The sequence below is a fragment of the Methanoregula sp. PtaB.Bin085 genome (assembly GCF_002067035.1).
Classification (GTDB): Archaea; Halobacteriota; Methanomicrobia; order Methanomicrobiales; family Methanospirillaceae; genus Methanoregula.
Window position 1 is genome coordinate 49,213 of the sequence record NZ_MVQB01000046.1, and the last position, 14,607, is coordinate 63,819.

12 protein-coding genes are annotated in these 14,607 nt (G+C 56.7%); 7 read left to right on the forward strand and 5 right to left on the reverse strand.

Annotated features, from left to right (window positions below; translation table 11 throughout):
* Nucleotides 1-24: 24 nt before the first annotated feature.
* Nucleotides 25-1,227: an NAD-dependent dihydropyrimidine dehydrogenase subunit PreA gene (preA, locus tag A4E33_RS09975; RefSeq protein WP_292347753.1), complete on the reverse strand. Its 1,203-nt coding sequence runs from the start codon at nucleotides 1,225-1,227 to the stop codon at nucleotides 25-27.
* Between the two features lie 145 nt (nucleotides 1,228-1,372).
* Here preA and A4E33_RS09980 point away from each other — a divergent pair, with 145 nt between their 5' ends.
* Nucleotides 1,373-1,822 carry a GNAT family N-acetyltransferase gene (locus A4E33_RS09980; RefSeq protein WP_292347755.1) on the forward strand — a complete coding sequence of 150 codons (450 nt, stop codon included), beginning with the start codon at nucleotides 1,373-1,375 and terminating at the stop codon, nucleotides 1,820-1,822.
* A gap of 12 nt (nucleotides 1,823-1,834) precedes the next feature.
* On the opposite strand, the gene A4E33_RS09985 is transcribed toward A4E33_RS09980, so the two are convergent.
* Nucleotides 1,835-1,975 carry a hypothetical protein gene (locus A4E33_RS09985; RefSeq protein ID WP_292347757.1) on the reverse strand — a complete coding sequence of 47 codons (141 nt, stop codon included), beginning with the start codon at nucleotides 1,973-1,975 and terminating at the stop codon, nucleotides 1,835-1,837.
* Between the two features lie 103 nt (nucleotides 1,976-2,078).
* Between A4E33_RS09985 and A4E33_RS09990 the strand changes: the two genes are divergently transcribed.
* The 3 genes from A4E33_RS09990 (at nucleotide 2,079) to A4E33_RS10000 (ending at nucleotide 4,992) form a co-directional block, all read left to right on the forward strand.
* Nucleotides 2,079-2,231 carry a hypothetical protein gene (locus A4E33_RS09990; RefSeq protein ID WP_292347759.1) on the forward strand — a complete coding sequence of 51 codons (153 nt, stop codon included), beginning with the start codon at nucleotides 2,079-2,081 and terminating at the stop codon, nucleotides 2,229-2,231.
* An 87-nt stretch (nucleotides 2,232-2,318) separates the two neighbouring features.
* Nucleotides 2,319-4,265: an excinuclease ABC subunit UvrB gene (uvrB, locus tag A4E33_RS09995; RefSeq protein WP_292347761.1), complete on the forward strand. Its 1,947-nt coding sequence runs from the start codon at nucleotides 2,319-2,321 to the stop codon at nucleotides 4,263-4,265.
* Nucleotides 4,266-4,380: 115 nt separating this feature from the next.
* Entirely contained in the window at nucleotides 4,381-4,992 is a 612-nt protein-coding gene (locus A4E33_RS10000) for a Yip1 family protein (RefSeq protein ID WP_292347763.1), read from the forward strand.
* A gap of 291 nt (nucleotides 4,993-5,283) precedes the next feature.
* Here the strand turns inward: A4E33_RS10000 and A4E33_RS10005 are convergent, their stop codons facing one another.
* The 3 genes from A4E33_RS10005 to A4E33_RS10015 form a co-directional block, all read right to left on the reverse strand.
* Nucleotides 5,284-6,642, reverse strand: a complete 1,359-nt coding sequence (locus A4E33_RS10005; RefSeq protein WP_292347765.1) for a PAS domain S-box protein — start codon at nucleotides 6,640-6,642, stop codon at nucleotides 5,284-5,286.
* A gap of 212 nt (nucleotides 6,643-6,854) precedes the next feature.
* The gene (locus A4E33_RS10010) at nucleotides 6,855-9,350 is read right to left on the reverse strand and encodes a DNA-directed DNA polymerase (protein WP_394334372.1); all 2,496 of its coding nucleotides are present in this window, start codon (nucleotides 9,348-9,350) and stop codon (nucleotides 6,855-6,857) included.
* Entirely contained in the window at nucleotides 9,347-10,216 is an 870-nt protein-coding gene (locus A4E33_RS10015; RefSeq protein ID WP_292347766.1) for a malate dehydrogenase, read from the reverse strand. Before A4E33_RS10015 ends, A4E33_RS10010 begins: the two co-directional genes overlap by 4 nt.
* Before the next feature lie 472 nt (nucleotides 10,217-10,688).
* Between A4E33_RS10015 and A4E33_RS10020 the strand changes: the two genes are divergently transcribed.
* The 3 genes from A4E33_RS10020 to A4E33_RS10030 all read left to right on the forward strand — a co-directional run bounded on the left by A4E33_RS10020 (nucleotide 10,689) and on the right by A4E33_RS10030 (nucleotide 14,607).
* Nucleotides 10,689-12,272, forward strand: a complete 1,584-nt coding sequence (locus A4E33_RS10020; RefSeq protein ID WP_292347768.1) for a PKD domain-containing protein — start codon at nucleotides 10,689-10,691, stop codon at nucleotides 12,270-12,272.
* Nucleotides 12,273-12,345: 73 nt separating this feature from the next.
* On the forward strand, nucleotides 12,346-13,437 hold the full coding sequence (locus A4E33_RS10025; protein WP_292347769.1) for a PKD domain-containing protein: 1,092 nt from the start codon (nucleotides 12,346-12,348) through the stop codon (nucleotides 13,435-13,437).
* A gap of 15 nt (nucleotides 13,438-13,452) precedes the next feature.
* Entirely contained in the window at nucleotides 13,453-14,607 is a 1,155-nt protein-coding gene (locus A4E33_RS10030) for a PKD domain-containing protein (RefSeq protein ID WP_292347771.1), read from the forward strand.

A 14,607-nucleotide genomic window follows, 5' to 3' on the forward strand; every position in this document is an offset into this window, starting at 1 on the left:
TATACCGCGGGACAGGTGTTCCCTTCACTGATCTTCCAGCGCCCCGAGCGCCCCGGACGGGCAGACGAGGATACACAGCCCGCACCCGTCGCATGCTGCCGGGTCGATGATCGGCTTCTTCTTCACGAGCCGGATGGCCCCGTATCCTCCGTCCCGGCATGCAACTACGCACCTGCCGCACCCGTCGCACTTTTTGGCATCGGTGATCACCGGCCGGATCCGAACATCCCGGCTGAGGGACTGATGGGCAGTGAGCTGCCGTAGCCCCAGCCCGCGGAGTTCATCGGGCGAGGAGAACCCTTTCCAAGCAAGGTAGGATACAAGCCCCCTGTTCATCTCCTTCACGATGCCGTACCCGTTCCACATCACGGCCGTGCAGACCTGTACTGCGGACGCGCCGAGCAGCAGGTACTCCACGGCATCCTGCCAGGTGCTGACGCCGCCGATCCCCATAACCGGCAGATCAATGCACCCGGCAATGGCGGCAACGCGCCCGAGGCCTATAGGCTTGATCGCCGGTCCGGAATAGCCGCCATGCGTGGACATCCCGTCCACGGACGGGTGCGGTCCGAAAGTCTCGATGTCGACCCCGCAGAGAGACTGGACGCTGTTGATGGCGGAGATGCCCGCAGCCCCGCCGGCTGCCGCAGCCTTTGCAGGGAGCGTGATGTCCGTGATGTTCGGCGTCATCTTGACGTACACCGGGACCTTCACCGACTTCACAACGCTCCGGGTGAGCTGGTTTACCAGCGGCGGGTTCTGGCCGATGGCAGCGCCGACACCGGCCTCCGGCATGCCGTGCGGGCACGAGACGTTCAGCTCGATGGCATCGCAGCCGGCATCCTGTACGGTCCCGGCAAGCTCCTGCCAGCTTTTTGGATCCGGGTCGCCCATGATACTGGCAATGAGGATCCGGTCGGGGAACTCCTCCCGGATCTGCCCGATCCCGGCCTCCCAGTACGAGACGCTCTTTTTGCTGAGCAGCTCGATATTCTCAAACCCCAGGAGTTCCCCGCCTGCGCCCTTCCATGCAGCGAACCGCGGGGAAACATCCCGGATCGCCATGCCGTCCGGGTGGATGGTCTTGATGACCGCCCCGCCCCAGCCGGCCCGGAATCCCCGGAGGATATGCTCCACGGAAGCGGTCGGGGGAGCGGAGGCGAGCATGAACGGGTTCTTCAGCGTGAGTTTCCCGAGGGTCGTGGTGAGATCCGACTGGTCGGTCATGGTGGTTCTCCTGTTCCGGATGGTTCTTCCCGGCCGATAAAACGATGGTGCAGCCCGCCGGAACCATGCCGCGGGCTGTACCTCCCGCCCCCGCACCGATACGTCACGCTCAAATACACCTGCGGTCAACAACTCCCCGGTATACATGGTGGCAGCAGGACCGGACATCGTTGTCCGCGAGCTGAAGAAGGACGAGTTCTCCCTCGCGGAGAAGTTATGGGAGGAGTACCGCGGCCAGAAGAACGACATGCCCGAGGAGCGGGTCTTCGGGGTGTTCGAAAACGGCATCCTCGCCGCAACCGCCCGGTGCACCCGGCACCCGGACGGCCTGGAGATGGACTGCGTGTTCTCAAGCGAGCGGTTCCGCGGGAAGGGCTATGCCCGGCGCGCCGTGCAGGCGCTGATCGATGCCTGCGGGAAGGAGCGGATCTTCATCCACTCGACAATCACCCTCATCTCCTTCTACAGGACCTTCGGGTTCGTCCCGATCCCGGAGGACAAGCTTCCGCGGACCATCCGCGAGCGGTTCCTTTTCTGTTTTGGCGAGATGGAGGGCTGTAATGTCTGCCCGATGACGCGGGCCGGGAGCGGGTGAAGGGGACAGCCTTCATTGCCGCGGCGGTACTGTCCTTCTGCGTACGTTTTTTACGCAGGTTCCCGCGGCAGGTGCCGGGTCGGGAGAGACGCACCCGGCAAAGAGGAGGAGCAGTGCAAGGACGAGGAGTGCAGGAAGGATCCTCGGGTCCACAGGTGGCATGCAACGGGCGACAATATGAGCATGCTGACTCATGACCGGGAAAAACTACAAATAGCCGGCGCAACGATGCACACGCAAGGCAAGGTGATGGTCCATGTGTTCTCCGGTCGGCCCGCTCAGTATCGAACTGGGCGAGATCACGTTCTACAAATACCGGTGCAACGACTGCGGAAGGGAGTACAAGAGCACGGGAAAGCAGCATTCGATCTGCCCGGACTGCAAGTCTGAGAATGTTGAAAAGGTGTGACAGGGGTATCCCGAATCCTCCTGCCCTGGTTACTTTCCTGCCGCATCCCGATCCCTTTTAATACCGGACTCCGAGATCCTAAGCACCGTGACAGAATTCGAGCTCGTCTCCAGCTTCGCCCCCGCCGGCTCGCAACCCGAAGCGATCAGGGAACTGATCGCGGGGCTTGAGGATGACAAGCAGTACCAGACCCTGCTCGGCGTCACCGGCTCGGGCAAGACCTTCACGATGGCAAACGTGATACAGGCAGCGCAGAAGCCCACGCTCGTGCTCGCCCACAACAAGACGCTCGCCGCCCAGCTCTACTCGGAGTTCTGCGACTTCTTCCCCAGAAACCGCGTGGAATACTTCGTCTCCTACTACGACTACTACCAGCCCGAGTCCTACATTCCCGCAAAGGACCAGTACATCGAGAAGGACTCTGCCATCAACCCGAAGATCGAGATGCTCCGGCTCTCGGCCACCGCCTCGCTCTCGTTCCGGCCCGACACCATCGTGGTCGCCAGCGTCTCCTGCATCTACGGCCTTGGCAACCCCGAGAACTTCCGGAACATGGGGTTCGAGCTCTCGGTCGGCCAGAAGATCTCGCGGAACGAGATCATGAGCCGGCTGCTCGACATCCTCTTCGAGCGCAATGATCTCGAGCTGATGCCCGGCCGCTTCCGGGTCAAGGGCGACATCATCGACATCATCCCCGGGTACTTCAACGACATCATCCGGATTGAGATGTTCGGGGACGAGATCGAGCGGATCCGCGAGGTGGACAAGAACACCGGCGCAAAGAAAGAGGAGATGAAGTACTTCTACGTGTATCCCGCCCGGCACTTCGTTACGCCCGAGAGCGCACGGAAATCCGCAATCGCCTCCATTGAGAAGGAACTTGCCGAGGTGCTCCCGACACTTGGGCTGATCGAGGCCCACCGGCTTGAGCAGCGGACGCGGTACGACCTCGAGATGATCGCAGAGACCGGCTCCTGCAAGGGGATCGAGAACTATTCCCGGCACTTTGACGGGAGGAAGGCCGGCGAGAAGCCGTACTGCCTGCTCGACTACTTCCCGGACGACTTTTTGATGATCATTGACGAGAGCCACCAGATGATCCCGCAGCTCCACGGGATGTACAACGGCGACCGCTCGCGCAAGAAGGCGCTTGTTGACTACGGCTTCCGGCTGCCGAGCGCGTATGACAACCGGCCGCTGAAGTTCCACGAGTTCGAGCAGTATATGAACCGCGTGATCTTCGTCTCGGCAACCCCCGGCGAGTACGAGCTGAAGAAGTCGGGCAAGGCGGTTGAGCAGATCATCCGGCCCACGGGCCTGGTGGATCCCGGTGTCGAGGTCCGGCCGATCGACGGCCAGATCGAGGATGTTATCCGCGAGGTGCAGGCAACCATCGCCCGCGGCGACCGTGCCCTTGTCACCACGCTGACCAAGAAACTCGCCGAGGAGCTCTCCGAGTTCCTTGCCGACCGGAAGATCCGGACGCGGTACCTCCACTCCGAGATCGAGACGCTGGAACGAAGCGAGATCATCCGGCAGCTCCGGCTCGGGAAGTTCGACGTGCTGGTCGGGATCAACCTGCTCCGCGAAGGCCTCGACATTCCCGAGGTCGGGTTCATCGGGATCCTGGACGCGGACAAGGAAGGATTCCTCCGCGACGCCCGGAGCCTGATCCAGATCATCGGCCGGGCAGCCCGGAACGTGCACGCGAAGGTCGTGCTCTACGGCGACACCATGACCGACTCCATGAAGCGGGCGCTGGCCGAGACCAGGCGCCGGCGCGACATGCAGATCGCGTTCAACAAAAAGCACGGGATCATCCCTCAGACCATCATCAAGCCGGTCAAGGAGAAGGAGGTCGATCTCAGGGACACGAAGCATGTACCGAAGACCGAGATCCCGAACGTGGTGATCGAGCTCGAGAAGCAGATGCAGGACGCTGCCGAGAACCTGGACTTCGAGCGGGCCATCGCGCTCCGCGACCAGATCCGGAAACTGAACGACCGGCTGGCAGAAGCGGGGAAGCGGCGGTAACCCGGTGGCAGCAGGCAGTTACCCCCCGGATGCGATCGGTTTTTCCTGAAACCCGCGAATCATTTTTCCGGAAAAATTTCGCATGATTTATTCATGATGAGAACAGATTTTCATCATGTACCAGGAGATCTCCGGCCTTCTCTTTCATCCTGACGGCTTTTTTGCCCGGAAACAGAATGAGGAGATTCACCTCCTTATCCCGGCAGTCATTGTCGGTATCGGCAGCATCGTGACCTTCCTGTCACCGGTTCTGGAAGTGGCTGTCACCCGGGGCGACATCAGCGGTTTTTTCGGGCAGCCCACAGCAGCCCTGTACTTCCTCCTGCTCCCGTTCGCTCTCTGGCTCGTGATGGCAGCAGTCCTCTATGTTGTCAGCCGGCTCCTCGGCGGTACCGGATCGTTTCCTGCAACCCTGCAGAACACCGGGTACGGGTATCTCCCGCAGACCCTCCTGTCCCCGTTCATCCTGATCAATGGAATTGCCCGGCCATGGATTGCGGGCATGCAGCCTTCGATATTCCTGACGGTGCTTGTGGCAATTCTTGGTGCCGGCCTTTTCCTCGGGGTATTCTGGAGTGCCGCCCTCTGGACATCTGCAATGGAAAAAACTCACGGAATTTCCCGTGGCAGAGCCATTGCAGGGCCGGCGCTTGTCGTACTATTTTCCCTGCTTCCGCTGGTCCTGGTTATTCTTTCCGAGAGTGCTGTCCGCGTTCCTCCGCTATAGATTCATGCCTGCACACTGTTCGACCGGTGGATTTTCTATCCCACACTTCAGAGTAACAACGATGGGGGCTGATGCCCCCATACCCCAATTATGATGTGTGCCGCCGCCCCCGCGGGGGCGCTCCCGCGGCGGCCTTTAATTACCGGTTTCCCGGGACCTGCTCTGGCCCCGCCGTGCCCCGTGAGGGGCCCTCAGGCGGGGAGCCCTCATAATCACACTGGTGAGAACAGCCGGATACTATCGTGTTTTCTCTCTCTCAAAAAGGATTTTACAGATACGAATACCAAAAAATTATTTCCCCGCATCCCCCGGGGCGGCCGCCATTCCCTTGTCGCCGTCCGCCAATTCCCCGGCCCCGACCATGTAGTACCGCTTGATGAAGTCCCTGACCTTCTCGCTCTCGATCCACCCCATGTCGAGCTGGGTGATGATCCGGTCGATCTCCTTTGCCTGGAGGATGATCTTGTCCGTGATATCGCCGGGCGCGAGGCTCGAAAGGCCGACGATGACTGCAAGCGGGTTCCGTATGTGGTCACCGAGGATCGCGAACTGCTCGATGTTATGCTCGATCTGCTCGAGCGCCTTGCGCTTGGCAATCTCCATCTGCTTCCGGTCCGTGATATCGATGAACGAGATCATCACGCAGACCGGTGTTCCCGTCTCATCGCGGACAAGGTTTGCCCAGAGCAGGACGTAGAACGGGTTCCGGTTGTATTTCAGGAGAATGACCTCGCCAAACCAGCTGCCGGCTTTCTGCAGGGTATCGCGGATCTCCCCGAATGTCCGCGGGGCTGTCATGAACGTGCCAAGGTTTTTGCCAATGATCTCGTTGTCATGGTAATAATCGAGCATTTTGGTCAGGGACTGGTTCACGTAGGTTATCGTGAAATCCAGGTCCAGGATCGCGATCGCGTTGATCGAGGACCGGATGGCATGATCCTTGATCAGCAGCAGTTCCTCGGCCTGCTTGCGGTCGGTGATGTCAACAAGCGTGACCACGAACTGGTTGTCGGGGAGCATACCTGCCGAGACCAGGACCCAGCGATCTCCCTTGTCCCGGGAACGGAACCGGGTCTCCATGTTCTCGATACTTCCCTGGGTCTTGAGGTTCCGGAAGAAGGTATCCTTGTGATCTGCATCCGCCCAGAGTTCGCCGAACGGGACTGCCATGACCTCCTCGCGGGTATACCCGAGCCGGGCGACAAACCGCTCGTTCACTTCCTTGATCGAAAGGCTCGAGAGGTTGACAAGACCGACACCGGCTTCCGAATGGTTGAAGATCCCGCGGTACTTCACCTCGTTCCTCCGCATGTGGGTGGCAAGGCTCGAGACAACCACGGAGACGCCGATCATCACGTAACAGATCACGGACGACGAGATGAGTGTCCAGGCATCGCTGCCAAGGAAGTACCAGACAAGCGACATGTAGGCAACGGAGATGACGCCGGCAAAGAGCGGTCCGCGGTGCGGGTACCAGTAGGCCGCAATGACGACCGGGATGTAGAAGAGGTTCGGGGCAACGTCGTTGTTGCCGTAATGGAGGGAGAGGATGTTGATGAGGAGGGCAAGGACCGTGGTGTTGATGATGATGAAGAGCCAGAGATTGTTCAGGCTCTCTTCGCGCTCCCCGAAATGCTCAGACTCCACCATTCCGTGACCGGCCTGTTCGTCCTTTGGACGTTGCGGGGGCTGACGGGAATTCTTTTCCGCCCTTCCCCTCTATGCAACCTCATTGCACGAACGGCTATTAATGTGTTGCGTTTTTTCCTGACATGAAACGTATTCAAAAAGTGGCATTAAAATTTTTTTTGAATATTCACCACCCCGGCATATTTCCATGTTTCATGAAGCGAAGGAGTGTGTCACCCGAAACCCCACTGGGCGAGCGTTGTCCGTGACGGATCCACGTCCTCCCAGCTCCAGCCGAGCGCCTCGATGATCCGGGAGATGGGCTGCCGGATCGTCTTCTCGAGCATGATCTCACGGTCCACCACGAATTCGGGTGGCACCTGGTCAGCGTACTCGAAGCAGAGCACATCGGTCTTGGGGTACTTCGCGGTCACGGTTTTGATGTACACCCGCTTGGGCTTGCTGCCCTTCCCGAATTCCGTGTGCAGGTACTGGTTCGCGTACTTCGCCCCGCGGACCTGCGCATCGTCTGTTTCGTAATCCTCGAGGCCCTTGCCGATCCCGCCGGGGATACCGATCTCGTCCAGTGTGTACTTCCCGGCCCGGTATTTTTTGATCACGTCGCTGAGAAACACCCTGACTTCCGGCAGTCCCTTCCCGTCCAGGATCATCTCCATCACGGTCTTCTGCACGAACTTGGTGATCTGCGGGGTGTCGCTGCGCTTGATCTCGAAGCCCACGATGTCAGTCTCGTGGACGTCCTTGCCCTCTTTCCAGACAAGCGAGCCGGCGTACCGTTTCTTCTTGCCGGCCTGGAAGAAGCGGGCGTAGATCTTCTCGAACTTGATGGAGAAGAAGTTGACATCGGCGTTCAGCTCGTTCTTTGCAAAGACCGGGTAGCTGTCGTTGAGCACCTTCTCGATCGTACGGGCGGTCGCGATCGTCTGCTCCCGGTCCATACCCTTCTCGAGCTGGACCATGCAGGAATCGGTGTCGCCGTAGATAACCGTGTAGCCCATCTTCTCGATCTCGCGCCGCGTGTGCTCGATGATCGCCCGGCCAACGGAGGTCACGGCAGCCCCGATCTCCCGGTCGAAGAGCCGGAAGCGGGCATACCCCGAAACCCCGTAGTAGGTGTTCATGATCACCTTGAGCACGTTCTGCTGCATGTCGTACATCACGTACTGCGGCGAGCCGAAGGCAAACGTGTTCCGCAGCGCCTTCTTCTGGTCGCGTTCCCTGAGGAGGTCGGCAATGATGCTCCTTGTTAACCCGTCCGGCTGCTTCCGGAACCGGATCCCGTTCGGGGCCCGGAGCTCCCCGGCCGGGTCGCTCTCGCCCGAAGAAAGCTTGGTCTCGGGCGAGGCGTTGATGGTCATCATCGCCATCGGGTACAGGGACTTGAGGTCGAGCACCACCACGTTCTCCCGGACGCCTTTGCTCGGCTCGAAGACGGTTGCGCCCTCGAACTCTTCTGCATTGGCAAAGCCCTTGGACGGCAGGACGTACTTCCCGAACGCCTTCCGGAGCACGTACACGTCGATGACGCTCGACGAGTTCAGGGTCTTGTCGAGCGGGCAGCCCACGTACCTCGCGATCTCGCGGTAGAACCCGATGATGTTGTCCTTCCGGTCGATGGCAACACAGAGCTCCACGTCCTTGTAGTTGTACTCGACAAGGAGCGCCGGCTGCTGCTTCCAGAGGTCGGAGATGGTGCCGGTGTACCGGACCTTCTGCTCGCCGACCTCGTCCATTGCCACGGCGTCGAGCCGGTAGGACTCCTTGAGAGTCGAGTGCATCTTCTTGTACGCAGTGAGCAGATCGAAGAGCGCCCGGCCCCGAAGGGCGTTCCGCTCGCTCATGCCCGGGATCCGGGCGAGCGAGTCGGCCCGGAGGCCGAGCTTCTCCATGCGGCCGGTGATATAGGGCATATCGAATTCGACGAAGTTCCAGCCGGAGAGGACGTCCGGGTCGCGTGCGGCGATGTACGCGGCAAACGCCCTGAGCATCGCGGTCTCGTCCGCGTACGTGCAGATCGTGTGTGTCCCCTTCCGGAAGCAGCCGTTTGCAAGGCCGCCGTCCGCTTCCTTTTTTGTAATCTCGTCCGGTGTACCGCTGCCCCCGCCCACGAGAAGGAATGTTGTGTAATCGTTGTCGAACGAGTCGAACGCGGTGATGCAGATGATGGCGTCGCGCTGGGGATCGGGGAAACCCCGCTCGTCCTCGCACTCGATATCGATGATGCAGGAGCGGGCCGGGGCATCGACATCCGCGGGCGCAATCTCACGGTAGTCGGCCGTGGTGGCCGGCGCCGCGACTCCGCCGGTGAGCCCGGTGTCGATCATGAACCGGGTGGCAAACGGGATGTCGGCCTCGTAGTGTTTGTACCGCTCCCGCACATCGCGGACATCGCCCGGCCGCTGGGTATAGAGCCGGCGGAGCGGCTCGCCGCGGATCGAGCGGTAGCTGGTGCCGGTCTCGAGGCTCGCCTGCGCCGGAAATGCCCCGGTCTCTGCCTGCTCGGCCGGCACGTAGAAGTACGGCCGGAATCCCGTGACATCGAGGCGCACGGCCCTGCCCTTCGTGTCCCGGCCAAAGACGTGGATGAGCGGGCCGTCCGGCGTGTTGCTGTACTCGACCTGGTTGATGGCGATCCGGACACCGGCTTCCGGTACCGTGACGCAGGGAGCGCTTGCGCAGGTGTCCGCGAGCGTGGACTGGGACGTCACCGGGACACCGCCCTCCGGCACAGGTCCTGCACGAACCGGGCGGCCCCGTCCATCTTCTCCTGCTCCCACGCATCGAGCGGCCATTCCTCGATCCGCCGGATACCCTCGTTGACGATAACCGCCGGGATGCCGAGCGAGCACCCGCTGGTGCCGTACTCTCCCTCAAGGACCGCCGAGCAGACCGCCAGTTCGCGGGTGTTCCGGATGACCATCCGGGCAAGCTGGGCGAGGTGGAGGGCCGGGCCGAAGACGGTACCGCCCTTCCCCCTGATCACTTCCATGCTCGCCCCGCGGAGCCCGGCAAGGATCTCTTCGCGCTGCGGGATTGCGACCTCCGTGCCCAGCCGCGAGAATATGGGGACCTGGTGCTCGCCATGCTCGCCAAGAACGAAGGGGAACCCGCTGATCTTCCGGTCCCGGAGGGCGATCCCGAAGCGGGCGCTGTCGAGCTGGCCGCCGAACCCGATGCAGCGTTCACGCGGGATACCGGTCGTTTTCTGCAGGAAATAATTGTTGATGTCCATCGGGTTGGTGACGGTGATGAGGATTCCGCCGAACCCGGCAAGGAGCGCTGCAGCGTCCCGCACCGCCGGCAGGTTTGCATCAAGCAGATCGGCCCGTGTCTTCACCGAGGGATTGCGGGGCAGCCCGGCGGTAACAATGCAGAGATCGGCATCGCCGATCTCCCGCGTGTCCGTGCTGATCGCCGTTTTGAGGCCGGTGTGTTCGAGGTCGAGCACCTGCGCCCGCAGGAGGTCCGGCGCACTGTCATAGAGTACGAGCTCGTCCGCGATCCCGAGGGCTGCGGAAAGGTACGCGACCTCGCCACCGATCCTTCCCACACCGATTATCGCGAGCCGTGCCATTGGATAGTGTATTGGTTTGTTGGGTAGAAATGTGTTGATGTCCGGTTTGCGGAAGTGGGCTGGGGTCCGCAAAATTCCACCACTCTGCGTGAGAACCGGGACGTGTTTTTTTCTATTACGGTTCTGAGGAATCATCAGGGAACAGGATAGCCAACCGGGGGAATGCCGGGTTTATCCGGAAATCATAATAAGGATGAAATACGGCCATAATCTCCTATATTTTATTGAAGTATACCTGAAGAATCAAAACAGCTGTTTTAATAAATGTTTAATGAATACCTTGGTTTACGTGAGTGTCCTGTGCCGGAAACAAGAGTTCCGGTCTTCGGGATACCGGAAGGAGAATGGAAGGGCGGGTTCACCGACCGTGGAAAGCTGATGAACGCCGCCTGCCCGTAGGCATGGATCAATCCGCTTCTCTGATGATGAAGGTTTGGGTCATGCCCACATGGGAAAATGAGCGTGTGAGTGCATGATCACGAATGATAAACAGCCATTAAGCCTGCGTGACGGGAACTTCACGTACAGCCTCGTTGGTCCGCTCGTGCTCGCGTTCCCGTGTACACCGGTGCTGGGTGCTTGCACTTTTAACTGCTCATATCCATACGGTGCAACCCTCTACGCTGGTGATACAATTACCTGTTCATGGACCGACTGCGGAACGTGGAACAAATACATTGAAAAAGGCAGCTCGATTTGTGGCTCGTCTGGGAATGATATGTGTTATATTGGCGGTGGAGCTAATGGGGGCGGTTCTTGCGTTGTGACGGAGAGGTATTATATTTTTACAGCTCTCCGTTTGACGAAAGGTACCTACCCGACCAACTGGTGCTGGTATTGGGGAAACGGCACCCGCCCGCGACCTGTTGCCAATTTCACCGCGTCCCCCACTTCCGGCACCGCACCGCTGATTGTCCAGTTCAACGATACCAGTAACACGACACCACAATCATGGTACTGGGAATTCGGGAACGGAAATACCTCAGCAGAACGGAACGTGACTTTCACCTACACGCAGCCTGGGATATATTCGGTCAGCCATTCTGCATCCAACAGCGGTGGGACATCATGGAAGAATGTTACCGATTTGATAATCGTCACCTCTCCGGTCCGAGCAGATTTCTATGCCTTTCCCACATCCGGCCCCGCCCCGCTGAACGTCACCTTCAACGACACCTCCACCGGCACTATAACCGACTGGTCCTGGTCCTTTGGCGATGGCAACACCTCCACCGACCAGAACCCGTCGCACACCTACGAGGCGGCGGGGAATTACACCGTGAACCTGACGGCGGCGAACGCGGCGGGGAGCAACACGACGGTGAAGGAGGGGTACATCAGCGTGACGGAGCCGGCGCAGATTGCGCGGACGTATTCGATAACAGTTGGTGAAAAATATCGTAATCCGAACGATCCGTATCAAGACCCATGGAATTTGTCATTTAGTGGGACTGAGACTGGCGATAATGTTGCATCGATTTTAAATTCTGCCGGATGGAGTCAACAATTCTATGATAAAGATCTAGATGTAACAGAAGAAGACTTTGGAACGACAGGGAATGGTTTAGACAATTCTGTATTGCATTATCATTTTGGTCATGGAAATGAAACCAAAGGGATTGCATTAATCAAACTCAATCACCTCGGACTTTATCCAATTATGCCTTATGATTATTTGAGTGCGTCTCAGGTTCATAAAAAATGGGGGAACCAGAATAAGTGGGTTATTCTCGATAGTTGTTTATTACTATCAAATGCATCTTGGGGAGATGCATTAGAAACATCGCATGGAATTTTGGGATTCGCCTCTTCGAAAAATCCGAATAGTCAATTACCGGTGAGATTCTTCCATTATGCAATGGAGGAAAACAGGACTGTTGAGAATGCTTGGAGAGCGGCCACTACCGAGGTATACGCCGGTACAAACACTATTGCTGCATATCGATTTGATAACGTATCTCAAAAAGACCATGACCACTTGCCCGGTCATGGTGAAATATGGCCCGATGAAAATCCGGATGATGGATTATCTGAATACGACCAGTGGACTTGTTAGATAAAAATAGGTGAAAGATATGAGTGAAAGAAGAAAAACAGAATGTATCGTTGGATTGGTTATTCTGATCTGTATGATCTGCGGCATCTGGCTTGTCTCTGATTATTTCCACCCCCAATCAAATCAAAATCCGGATGAGTCAAAGGTGATCCCTGCAACCACAATCAAGCAGACAATCCAAGCACAAAATATTTCATTGAAATTCCAGAGTTCAACAAATGATTATTTCACAATTGATGCACAAGTATCCGAGACTCCACGTTTCGTCCAACTATACAAGGGAACATTATCAGAAGACGATCAAAAGCGTTACTATAAATTTCAAAGTGATAACTGGACAAAACGAAAAGCGAACACGCCCTCTAAAACTGAAGCTCCCGATTTAGCGATAAAAGCACTGGATGCATACGGGGGACTCACTAGCGATGCATATCTCTCCGGAGTGTATATCAGCGAATCAATTACTCAGACATCATCAGGAGAAATCACGGAACGACATCCGATAATGACCCAGGTTTTTTTCAAACGAAAAATTAATGGAATGCAAGTAACCGGCGAACGTGATGTTATATCGGTTGATCTCGGTGAAAATGGGGAGGTGCTGGCTGTAATGAAACGCTGGAGAACGCTAGAAAAAACCAGCGATGTTGTGCAAGTTATTACACCCGATAAAGCAGTTGAAAAATTAAAAAACGGGGATACTTACATGAGATTACAGTCGCCGAGCAATGTTCGGATCGATGATGTACAACTCGGCTATTATGAAAAACCTGGAAAAATCCCTGAAATAATTCTCGAACCCGTTTGGATTTTTAAAAATTCAAACGATCCTGTCTATGAATTCCCGGTTTATGCCCGGCAGTTCGCCGCTTTCGATCAAACCCCGGCCGTGACAAGAAAATCTGTTGCGGGAAAAACCGTCAGTGAAAAAGATCCGTTCACCGTAAAATTCACTGATTCTTCCGATGCCAACCCGTCAAAATGGCAGTGGGACTTCGGCGATGGGACCACATCCACTGAGCAGAACCCGACGCATAAGTACAAGTCAGCCGGCACCTACAACATCACGCTCACTGTCTGGAATGACATGGGATCGGATACTATGACCCAGCAGTATATCGTTGAGGATGCTGGAGGGAACCTGACCGGGGAGAAACAGCAGTAATCATTTTTTCCTGCCATGTCCCGATCCGGCCCCGCCCCACTCGCGGTGACCTTCACCGACACCTCCACCGGTACGATAACCGACAGGTCCTGGTCCTTTGGCGATGGCAACACCTCCACCGACCAGAACCCGTCGCACATCTACGTGGCGGCGGGGAATTACACAGTGAACCTGACGGCGGCGAACGCGGCGGGGAGCAACACGACGGTGAAGGAGGGGTACATCCAAGTTGAAGGCAGCGGACCGGTTGTGGATTTTACGGCAACACCCGTGAACGGTCCTGCACCACTGACCGTGCAGTTCGCAGATTTTTCGGTTAAGGACCCGATATCCTGGTCTTGGGATTTTGGCGATGATACGCATTCAACTACCCAGAATCCATTACATATATATTGGAATCCCGGAATTTATACCGTGAACCTCTCAGTAACCAATGCAAGTGGGAGCAACACAACTTCGAAAGAGAATTTCGTGACCGTGGCAGTGGCGGTTTATAACGCTAGTAATTATGACTTTAATATTGAGAATGAACCTGAGGTTGCTAACGATATCCGCACATCTGATATAGCATCAATAGCAGGTCAATACCAATCAACTCTTGGATATAATGAAAATTCATATACAAATTCAAATGTATCATTCGCTTTTGAACGAATGAAAAATGACCAGATTTTTTATTTCGCTGGACATGGTTCCGCAGGGCTTATTGATTTCGGAAATCGTGATGGTACTTGTGGATTAATCAGTGCGAATTTTGGTCAATGTGGTAAAAGGATTTTAAACATGAATAATGGTGAACTAGATGATCTTCTGTTAGCAGTTTATTCCGGATGTGAAACTGGAAATACATCCAACCCTATTACTGGTGATTTGATTCAAACTTCCATTGATAAAGGTGTTGATACCGCAATAGGTTTCAGAGATGATGTTTTGGATAATCAACAGAGAACATGGGGAGGATATTTTTGGTATTACCTTCTCGATCAGAAAGTTCCGGTAATAAGTGCAGCCACTTTAGCTCGGGTTTCAACTATTAATTATTGGGGTGATGCCGGGGGCATGGATTCGTACCGTATTGAGGGAGATCAAAACCTTGTCATAGATTACGCGAAATCTGGAACAACACCAACTCCTACACCTACAGTATCACCAACAGAAGGGGGCAGCTGA

What these genes read in the sequence shown, in the direction of transcription:
- preA (WP_292347753.1), bottom strand. Translation starts at nt 1,227, where the DNA reads ATGACCGACCAGTCGGATCTCACCACGACCCTCGGGAAACTCACGCTG.
- A4E33_RS10030 (WP_292347771.1), top strand. Translation starts at nt 13,453, where the DNA reads ATGTCCCGATCCGGCCCCGCCCCACTCGCGGTGACCTTCACCGACACC.
- A4E33_RS10015 (WP_292347766.1), bottom strand. Translation starts at nt 10,216, where the DNA reads ATGGCACGGCTCGCGATAATCGGTGTGGGAAGGATCGGTGGCGAGGTC.
- A4E33_RS09980 (WP_292347755.1), top strand. Translation starts at nt 1,373, where the DNA reads ATGGTGGCAGCAGGACCGGACATCGTTGTCCGCGAGCTGAAGAAGGAC.
- A4E33_RS09990 (WP_292347759.1), top strand. Translation starts at nt 2,079, where the DNA reads ATGTGTTCTCCGGTCGGCCCGCTCAGTATCGAACTGGGCGAGATCACG.
- A4E33_RS10005 (WP_292347765.1), bottom strand. Translation starts at nt 6,642, where the DNA reads ATGGTGGAGTCTGAGCATTTCGGGGAGCGCGAAGAGAGCCTGAACAAT.
- A4E33_RS10000 (WP_292347763.1), top strand. Translation starts at nt 4,381, where the DNA reads ATGTACCAGGAGATCTCCGGCCTTCTCTTTCATCCTGACGGCTTTTTT.
- A4E33_RS10025 (WP_292347769.1), top strand. Translation starts at nt 12,346, where the DNA reads ATGATCTGCGGCATCTGGCTTGTCTCTGATTATTTCCACCCCCAATCA.
- A4E33_RS10020 (WP_292347768.1), top strand. Translation starts at nt 10,689, where the DNA reads ATGATCACGAATGATAAACAGCCATTAAGCCTGCGTGACGGGAACTTC.